General features: G+C 64.7%; 8 protein-coding genes and 1 pseudogene. 6 read left to right on the forward strand and 3 right to left on the reverse strand.

From position 1 onward, the window contains the following. Window positions 1–253 precede the first annotated feature (253 nt). A complete protein-coding gene (locus AC0L3K_RS12855; RefSeq protein ID WP_473366183.1) occupies window positions 254–1,726 on the forward strand; it encodes an amidase in 1,473 nt (490 codons plus the stop codon). Between the two features lie 29 nt (window positions 1,727–1,755). Here AC0L3K_RS12855 and AC0L3K_RS12860 read toward each other — a convergent pair whose 3' ends face one another. Beyond that, a complete protein-coding gene (locus tag AC0L3K_RS12860; RefSeq protein WP_354200486.1) occupies window positions 1,756–2,238 on the reverse strand; it encodes a CinA family protein in 483 nt (160 codons plus the stop codon). A 168-nt stretch (window positions 2,239–2,406) separates the two neighbouring features. Between AC0L3K_RS12860 and AC0L3K_RS12865 the strand changes: the two genes are divergently transcribed. From AC0L3K_RS12865 to AC0L3K_RS12875, 3 genes and pseudogenes are all read left to right on the forward strand, one after another. Continuing rightward, window positions 2,407–3,465: an amidohydrolase family protein gene (locus tag AC0L3K_RS12865; RefSeq protein ID WP_007599583.1), complete on the forward strand. Its 1,059-nt coding sequence runs from the start codon at window positions 2,407–2,409 to the stop codon at window positions 3,463–3,465. Window positions 3,466–3,488: 23 nt separating this feature from the next. Beyond that, a complete protein-coding gene (locus tag AC0L3K_RS12870; protein WP_219682963.1) occupies window positions 3,489–4,598 on the forward strand; it encodes an amidohydrolase family protein in 1,110 nt (369 codons plus the stop codon). Further along, window positions 4,598–5,010: pseudogene (locus tag AC0L3K_RS12875) on the forward strand (Rieske (2Fe-2S) protein). Before AC0L3K_RS12870 ends, AC0L3K_RS12875 begins: the two are co-directional and overlap by 1 nt. A gap of 83 nt (window positions 5,011–5,093) precedes the next feature. Here AC0L3K_RS12875 and tcuC read toward each other — a convergent pair. Then, on the reverse strand, window positions 5,094–6,425 hold the full coding sequence (tcuC, locus tag AC0L3K_RS12880; RefSeq protein WP_007599577.1) for an MFS transporter: 1,332 nt from the start codon (window positions 6,423–6,425) through the stop codon (window positions 5,094–5,096). Between the two features lie 141 nt (window positions 6,426–6,566). After that, window positions 6,567–7,466 carry a transcriptional regulator GcvA gene (locus tag AC0L3K_RS12885; protein ID WP_007599576.1) on the reverse strand — a complete coding sequence of 300 codons (900 nt, stop codon included), beginning with the start codon at window positions 7,464–7,466 and terminating at the stop codon, window positions 6,567–6,569. Between the two features lie 110 nt (window positions 7,467–7,576). Between AC0L3K_RS12885 and AC0L3K_RS12890 the strand changes: the two genes are divergently transcribed. Further along, window positions 7,577–7,780, forward strand: coding sequence for a DUF1127 domain-containing protein (locus AC0L3K_RS12890; RefSeq protein WP_007599575.1), 204 nt, complete (start codon window positions 7,577–7,579; stop codon window positions 7,778–7,780). A 79-nt stretch (window positions 7,781–7,859) separates the two neighbouring features. Further along, entirely contained in the window at window positions 7,860–8,483 is a 624-nt protein-coding gene (locus AC0L3K_RS12895) for a GNAT family N-acetyltransferase (RefSeq protein ID WP_473366184.1), read from the forward strand. The last annotated feature ends 180 nt before the right edge of the window (window positions 8,484–8,663 follow it).

Below are 8,663 nucleotides of genomic sequence, written 5' to 3' on the forward strand. Positions count from 1 at the left end.
GGGGGGGGGGGGCCCCCCCGGGCGGGGGGGCGCCCGCGGGCGGGGGGGGCGGCGCCCCCCCGCGGGGGGGGGGGGGGGGGGGCGGGGGGCGGGGGGCGGCGGGGGGGGGGGGGCCCCGCGGGGCCATGACTGCGAGTGGGTGCTTGGCTCACCGCGTTCCGTCTTGCTCACATGTCAATCGCGATCAAACGGCGGTTGCGGTGCTGGGCCAAACTGCGCATCATCGTTCGACAAGAAGAACAGGAGATGCGCCATGGCCAAATCCGAATGGAGCTTCAAGAGCGCGGTCGAACTGTCGGCCGCGTTGACCGCCAAGAAGGTTTCCGCGGTCGAGCTCACCCGCGATGCGATCGATCGCATCGAACGGCACGACGGCAAGGTCAATGCGATCTGCGTGCGGGATTTTGATCGCGCGCTGGACGCCGCACGCGAGGCGGACGCCGCATTGGCGCGCGGCGAGCGCAAGCCGCTGCTCGGCCTGCCGATGACGATCAAGGAATCCTTCAACATCGCCGGCCTGCCCACGAGCTGGGGCTGGACGCCGCAGAAAGATTTCAAGCCGGCGGAGGACGCGCTGTCGATCGCCCGGGTGAAGGAGGCCGGTGGCGTTATCCTCGGCAAGACCAACGTGCCCGTGGGGTTAGCTGATTGGCAGAGCTACAACGAGATCTACGGCACGACGAACAATCCATTCGATCTCGGCCGCACGCCGGGTGGCTCGTCGGGCGGCTCGTCTGCGGCGCTGGCGGCAGGCTACGGACCACTCTCGCTCGGGTCCGACATCGGCGGCTCGCTGCGCGTGCCCGCCTTCCACTGCGGGGTCTATGCGCACAAGCCGACCTACAATCTCTGCCCAACGCGCGGCCACACGCCGCCGCCCTTTCCGGCCATCCCGATGGAGCGCGACATGGCGGTGATCGGTCCGATGGCGCGGAGCGCAGTCGACCTGCCCCTGCTCCTGGATGTGATGGCAGGCCCCGATCCGTTGGACCTGGGCATCGGATACAAGCTCGCGCTGCCGGAGGCGCGACACCGCGCGCTGAAGGATTTCCGCGTGCTGGTGATCGACAGCCATCCGCTGCTGCCTGCGAATGCCGATATTCGCAGCACAATCGAGAAGCTGGCGAAACAATTGGCGGGCGCAGGTGCAAGCATCACGCGGGAAAGCCCTCTGTTTCCCGACTTCACCTATGCCTCTCGCCTCTACATGCGCATGCTGATGAGCTTCCTCGGCGCCTTCCTTCCGCCGGACGATCTCGCGGGCGCGCGTGCCGGTGCAGCGCAGCTCTCACCCGACGACAAGAGCCTCGCTGCCGAACGGCTGCGTGGTATCACCAGCACGCATCAGGCCTGGGTGTTCGACGAAGGCGCCCGCGCCGGCCTGCGCGCGCAATGGCGGCACTTGTTCAGGACATTCGATGCGGTGATCTGTCCGATCATGCCCACGCCGGCCTATCCACATGATCATTCGCCGGAGCAGGAAAAGCGCCGGATCAATATCGACGGCAAGGACCACGCCTATCCGGACCAGCTTGCGTGGCCCGGCATCGCCACGCTGACGGGCCTGCCGGCAACGGCTATTCCGCTCGGTCTGTCGAAGGACGGCCTGCCGGTCGGCGTGCAGATCATCGGGCCCTTCCTCGAGGACCGGACGCCGCTCAAGCTCGCCGAGCTGATCGAACGCGAGTTCGGCGGGTTCGTGCCGCCGAAGATGTTCGACGATTGATGCGTTCGTCGTTGCGACGGCGCGCCAGGTCACTGCTCCAGATTCTTCAGCAGCAATTTCAGCGCTGTCGCCGCAAACATCTGCATATTGGCCAAGCGGTCGTTGCTGCACGTCTCCAGTGTCATCACCTCAACTGCGGGCCCGGCAACCGCCATGCAGCTGTGGCCCGCCGCATCGCCGTAGCGATTGCCGGTGGGACCGGACGCGCCGGTCTCGGACAGGCCCCAGTCGCAGTTGAAACGGCTGCGCATCCGCTCGGCCAACAGTTGCGCGTAGGGCTCCGACGAGGAACGAAAGCCCTTCATTCCTTCGTCCGAAATATCCATCAGCACGCGCCTGGCATCGCGGGTGTAGACCACGGCGCCGCCGAGGAAATAAGCGGACGCGCCGGGTACCGCGAGAAGGCTGGCCGAGATCAGGCCGCCGGTCGAGGATTCCGCCACGGCAATTGTCTGTTTGCGCACGATCAGTTTCGCTGCGACCTGTTCCGCAACGCCGACGAGCTCTTTCATTCCTTGACCCCTTATGCCTTCGCAACCGAGCTCGGCCTTTCTAGCATATGACAGCGGCCTTGGCCGAGTTGCAGCCAACGGGCAGGCCTGCTTGAATGGCAGTCAAGAGGCGGAGCGGCCAAGCGCCGCCCGCGAGAAGACGCGACGAGGAAACGTGAAGGACACGTCATGGCGTCCCTGATCGCCGGCGGGGTGGATTGCGATGTGCATCCGGCCGTGCCGCATCTGACCAGCCTGCTGCCGTACCTGAACGACTATTGGCGCGATCAGGTGACGACGCGCGGCATGGTCGATCTCATCTCGCAATCCTACCCGCAGAACTCGCCGATCACGGCGCGGCCGGACTGGCGCCCCGAAAGCGGCAAGCCGGGCGAGAGCCTTGCGGACATGCAGCGCCATGTGCTCGATCCCTTTCAGCTCTCGCATGCCATCTGCAATCCGCTCTATGGCGTGCAGATGGTGTTTTCCGAGGATCTGCAGGCCGCCTTCTGCCGCGCACTGAACGACTGGCTCGTGAAGGAATGGCTCGATCGCGACCCGCGGCTGCGCGGCTCGATCGTGATCCCCACCCAAAGCGTCGAGAAGGCCGTCGCCGAGATCGAGCGCTGTGCGGCGGATCGCCGCTTCGTGCAGGTGCTGATGCTGGTGATGGGCGATACGCCGCTCGGAAAGCGCGCGCTCTGGCCGATCTATGAGGCGGCAGAACGGCTGGAATTACCGATCGGCATTCATGCCGGTTCCGCCTATCACAATCCGCCGACCGCCGTGGGCTGGGGTTCCTACCACATCGAGGATTATGCCGGTCAGGCCCAGGCGTTCCAGACCCAGCTCACCAGCCTGATCGTCGAGGGCGTGTTCGCCAAATATCCGCGACTGAAGATGGTGATGCTGGAATCCGGGGTGTCCTGGATTTCCCCCTTTCTGTGGCGCCTGCACAAGTTCTGGCGTGGGGTGCGGATGGAGACGCCATGGGTCGATCGCGCGCCGCTGGACATTGTGCGCAGCAACATCCGCTTCTCGTTACAGCCATTCGATGCGCCGCCGGACGAGACGACATTAATTCGCCTGTTTGATCATATGCAGTCGGACGAATTGGTCGTATTCTCCACCGACTATCCGCACTGGCAGTTCGACGGCCAGGAGGCGCTGCCCGCAGGTCTCACCCCCGATCTCGTGCGCAAGATCATGATCGATAATCCGCATGCGACCTATCCCCGCCTGACTTAGCCGCTGCCAAAGGAGGCAAGGCGATGAATATTCAGTTCCGCGAAAGCTCCGAAGCCGCTTCCCCACTGACCGTCAAAACCGCAATCGCGGACTGCGACATCCATCCGGCACGCGCGACCCGCGCCGAACTCTATCCTTACCTCGCCAAACGCTGGCAGCATCATCTCGAAGTCTACGGCGTCCATGCCTATCAGGGCATGATGGAAGGTCCGCCCTATCCGAAGGCCCAACCCAACGCCTCGCGCCGCGACGCCTATCCGCCGGAAGGCGGGCCGCAGGGCTCCTCGCTGTCCTTCATGCAGAAGCAGCTGCTCGATCCCCACAACGTGCAGCTCGGCGTGCTCAATCCGCTCAACACCGGGCAGGGCATCCGCAACCACGAGCTCTCGGCCGCCTTGTGCTCGGCGATCAACGACTGGCAGATCGACAAATGGACCAGCAAGGACAAGCGGCTGAAGGCATCCATCGTCGTCGGCAATGAGGACGGGCTGTCGGCCGCCGCGGAAATCCGCGAGCGCGCCGGCGACAAGAATTTCGTCCAGGTGCTGCTGCTCAGCCGCAATGTCGAGCCGCTCGGCCAGCGCCGCTACTGGCCGATCTATCAGGCCGCGGAAGAGGCCGGCCTTCCCGTCGGCGTCCACGCCTTCGGCTTCGGCGGCAACCCGATCACGCCGTCGGGCTGGCCTTCCTATTACATCGAGGAAATGGTCGGCCATTCGCAGTGCCAGCAATCGGCGCTCGCGAGCCTGGTGCTGGAAGGCGTGTTCGAGCGCTTCCCGAAATTGAAGATGGTGATGATCGAGGCCGGCTTCGGCTGGGCGCCGTCGCTGGCGTGGCGGCTCGACAAAGTCTGGCAGCGGCTGCGGAGCGAGGTGCCGCATGTCAAACGGCCGCCGTCGGAATATATCCGCGAGCAGGTGTGGTGGACGACCCAGCCGATGGAGGATCCGGAGCGGCGCGAGGACCTGTTCGACGTCATCAAGTGGATCGGCTGGGACCGGCTCCTGTTCGCCACCGACTATCCGCACTGGGATTACGACGAGCCGTCGCGCGTGTTGCCCGCGGGCGTCAGTGACGACAACCGCGAGGCGTTCTATCTCGGCAATGCGAAGAAGCTGTACGGGATCGCTTGATGGCGCGGCATGTGATTGCCGCGGTCGATGAGCTTCCGCCCGGCACGCGAAAATTTCTGGAGATCGACGGACGGCCGATCGCAATCTTCAACATCAAGGGTGAATATTTCGGCCTGATGAACCGCTGCCCGCATCAGGGCGCGGCGCTGTGCGAGGGACCCTTGATCGGGCTCGCGCAATCGAAGGATCCGGGCGAGATCGAATATACCAAGCTCGGCGAGATCATTCGCTGCCCCTGGCATGGCTGGGAGTTCGACATCCGTACCGGCCAGTCCTACTGCGACCCCCGCCGCTTCCGCGTGAAGGCCTACCCGGCTCATGTCGAGCCGGGTGCGAGCGTGGTAAGGGGCCGTATGTCGCCGAGACGATTCCGGTCAGCGTGGAGAGCGACTACGTGGTGGTGGAGTTGTAAGCTCCCGCGGTCCTTCCGGGGCGCCCGAAGGGCGAGCCCGGAGTCCATCGTGCCACGGGAGTACCAGGAGAAATGACACCGTCCTAGTGTCCCGCCACCGGCTCGACCACCGCATCATATGTCGGCACCGCCTTGCCGCCGCCCCGATACACGACCGAGGCCGCGATGACGCCAAGCAGCGCCGCAAACATCAGCCAGAAGCCGGGCGAGGCCTTGTCGCCGGTGTGCTCGATCAGCAGGGTCGAGGCGAACGGCGTGAAGGTGCCGAACAGGGCGGCCGCGAGCGCGAAGGCGAGCGAGAAGCAGGTGGTGCGGACATGCGCCGGCACGATCTCGACCAGCGCGCCGAGCATGGTGCCGCTGTAGACGCCGAAATAGAACGAGAACATCATCTCGACGGCGAGCAGCTTGCCGAAACTCGGCGCTGCCACCAGCCAGTGCAGCGCCGGATAGGCCGTGACCAGCGACAGGCAGGCGATGGTGATCAGCACCGGCTTGCGGCCGATGCGGTCCGACAAGGCGCCGCCGACCGGATTCCAGAAGAAGTTGGTCACGGCGACCAGCAGCGTCACCAACAGCGCATCCTGGCTCGACAGCTTGAGCACGGTCTTGCCGAAGGTCGGCGTGTACACCGTGACGAAGTAGAACGTCGTCGTGGTCAGGACCGCGATCATCATGCCGAGAAGGACGATGCGCCAATTGGCGAGTGCGGAGGCGAACACTTCGTTCGCCGTCGGATGCTTCTTCATGGCGAGGAAGGCCGGCGTCTCCTCGAGCGTCCGCCGCAGGAAGAAGATCAGGGGAATGATCAGGCAGCCGACGAAGAACGGAATGCGCCAGCCCCATGCGGCCACCGTGTCGGCCGGCATTACCTCGGATAGAAGGTAGCCCAGGATCGAGGCGACGAAGATCGCGACCTGCTGGCTCGACGACTGGAACGAGGTGTAGAAGCCGCGATTGCCGGGCGTCGAAATCTCCGACAGATAAACCGACACGCCACCGAGCTCGACGCCGGCGGAGAAGCCCTGCAGCAGACGGCCGATCAGCACGATGACAGGCGCGGCGATGCCGATGGTCGCGTAGCTCGGGCAGAACGCGATGACGACGGTGCCGACGGCCATGATGCCGAGCGTGACGATCAGGCCCTTGCGGCGGCCGATGCGATCGATATAGGCGCCGAGCACAATCGCGCCGACGGGACGCATCAATGCGCCGAGCCAGAACACGCCGAAGGTGTTGAGCAGCGAGGCGGTCTCGTTGCTGGACGGGAAGAATGCCTTGCCGATGGCGGCGGCGTAGAAGCCGAACAGGAAGAAGTCGAACTGCTCGAGGAAATTGCCGCTCGTTGCGCGCAGGATCGCGCCGATGCGCGACTTGATCTCGGGCGGATTGGTCGATGCTGCTGGTCCAGCCATGGCGTTACTCCCCTGAAGATGCGGCCGGACCGGAACTCACTTCACGGCGGGCGACGGATTATTGCTGCGACAATCTGTCTTACCCCTTCCCGCGCGGGAGGTTGCGAGTCAATCGATTTTGCCGCGGAAGCTGATGATTTTTCAGGCTTTATTCCGCGTTGCGGCGATCATCCACTCACGGAATGCGGCGAGCTTCGGCGCTTCGCGGCGGCCCTCCGGCGCGACCAGGTAAAAGCCGGCATCGGCCGGCAGCGCGATCTTGAAGGGAACGACGAGCCGGCCCTTGGCAATGTCGTCCTGAACGTAGGAGGTCCGCCCCATCGCCACGCCGATGCCGTCGATGGCGGCCTGGATCGTCATGAAGATCATGTCGAAGGTGATGCCGGGCTGCCTGGCGATGTCGGCCGGCAGACCCGCCGCCGTCAACCACAGCCGCCAGTCGTCGCTGTTGGCGTTGGAGGTGTGCAGCAGCATGTGGCTCTTGAGGTCCTCGGGACAGCGCAACGGCTTGTCACCGCGCAAGAGAGACGGGCTGCACACCGGAAACAGCTCGTCCGCCATCAGCCAGTCGGCGCGCAGACCCGGCCACTGGCCGCGGCCGTAGCGGATCGCGGCATCGACATTGTCGCGCTGGAAGTCGACGAGGCTGGTCGAGGTGGTGATGCGCACGTCGATGCCGGGATGGTGCTCCTGGAAATCGGTCAGCCGCGGCAACAGCCATTTTGCGGCCAGCGATGCCAGCGTCGAGACCGTCAGCACCTTGTCGTCGTCCTTGCGCAGCAGCCGGTCGGTGGCCAGCCGAAGGTCGTTGAAGGCGGCACGGACGCCCGGCAAATAGTCGCGCGCCTCCGGCGTCAGCGCCAGTGCGCGGTTCTGCCGGACGAACAGGCGGATGCCGAGCTCCTCCTCGAGCCTGCGGATCTGATGGCTGATCGCGGTCTGGGTCACGTTCAGCTCGGACGCAGCCAGTGTGAAGCTGAGATGGCGCGCGGCGGCCTCAAAGGCCCGCAATCCGTTGAGGGAGGGCAATCTGGCAGTCATCTGGCAGCAGGATACATGACGTTATTTCATGCGAAGGAGTACAAATTGTCGTTTGTCGCAGTGCACCAGCAAGCCGATATTAGCGGTCAACTTAGCTCCAGGAGCTGACAATGTCTACTTTGACCCAGAATTCGATGACAAATCATCATGCGCCCGGGCTGATCCACCAGATCGGCGAGACCCTTCACGTCTGGCACGAGCGCTACCGGACAAGGCGTGAGCTCACCAACTGGTCCGCGCGTGACCTTCAGGACGTCGGGCTGTCCTGGAGCGATGTGGCCTATGAGGCCGACAAACCCTTCTGGCGGGCCTGATTGGCCGCCAGGCCGGCGCCGCCTGACTGTGGGGCGCCGGCGGTCCCTTTTGCCTTTGGTCCCCTTGAGTGCGCGTGTCATGAGCATCCTTCGCCTGGAAGATCTGAAGCAATATTCTGACACGCTGCGCACGCGACACGGCGAGGCGCTGCGCGTTCGCTTCGTCGAACCGCGCGACACCGAGGAGCTCCAGCACTATTTTCGCTCGCTCTCGACGCGGTCCCGTTACAACCGCTTCTTCGGCGCGATCAGCGAACTGCCGCAGGGCCTGCTGCACGAATTCCTCCAGGTCGGCGAGCGCGAGCGTTTTACCGTGGTGGCGACCATGATGGTCGACGGCTTCGAGACCATCGTCGCCGAAGCGCGCTACGCACTGCATGCCGAAACCGCGACGCTTGAATTCGGTCTGTCGGTTGCCGACCGCTGGCAGGGCCACGGCATCGCCACCGTGCTGATGAAGAATCTCGAATGCCGCGCGGCCGCGCTTGGCGCCGACCACATGTTCGGCGACACGCTGCGCTCCAACGCGGCCATGATCTCGCTCGCGCGCAAATCGGACTTCGCCTTCGTCAATCATCCTGACGACTGGAAGCTGGTGCGCTTCGACAAGGAGATTTCCGTCGCACCGAAAGACATTCCCTGCGCGAGCTGGCGTCTCGTTGCCCTTTCCCGTCAGGCCGATAGCCCCTCAGCCTCGGTCTGACACCACTCGAGCCCGGCTCTGGTCAAACAGCGCCGGGCTTTTTTTATTCTTCGTAGCCCGGATGGAGCGAAGCGCAATCCGGGTTTCGGGCTTCAGCTGAAGCGTCCCGGATTTCGCTTCGGGGCCGAAGCGGGGCCGGGGGGCGCCGGCGCGGGGGAAAAGCCGGGCGCGGGTCGGGGG

The organism is Bradyrhizobium sp. MI1.10, assembly GCF_055811035.1.

Bases quoted from the DNA above. Each gene is read 5' to 3' on its own strand.
- AC0L3K_RS12855 (WP_473366183.1), top strand. From the start codon at position 254: ATGGCCAAATCCGAATGGAGCTTCAAGAGCGCGGTCGAACTGTCGGCC.
- AC0L3K_RS12860 (WP_354200486.1), bottom strand. From the start codon at position 2,238: ATGAAAGAGCTCGTCGGCGTTGCGGAACAGGTCGCAGCGAAACTGATC.
- AC0L3K_RS12865 (WP_007599583.1), top strand. From the start codon at position 2,407: ATGGCGTCCCTGATCGCCGGCGGGGTGGATTGCGATGTGCATCCGGCC.
- AC0L3K_RS12870 (WP_219682963.1), top strand. From the start codon at position 3,489: ATGAATATTCAGTTCCGCGAAAGCTCCGAAGCCGCTTCCCCACTGACC.
- tcuC (WP_007599577.1), bottom strand. From the start codon at position 6,425: ATGGCTGGACCAGCAGCATCGACCAATCCGCCCGAGATCAAGTCGCGC.
- AC0L3K_RS12885 (WP_007599576.1), bottom strand. From the start codon at position 7,466: ATGACTGCCAGATTGCCCTCCCTCAACGGATTGCGGGCCTTTGAGGCC.
- AC0L3K_RS12890 (WP_007599575.1), top strand. From the start codon at position 7,577: ATGTCTACTTTGACCCAGAATTCGATGACAAATCATCATGCGCCCGGG.
- AC0L3K_RS12895 (WP_473366184.1), top strand. From the start codon at position 7,860: ATGAGCATCCTTCGCCTGGAAGATCTGAAGCAATATTCTGACACGCTG.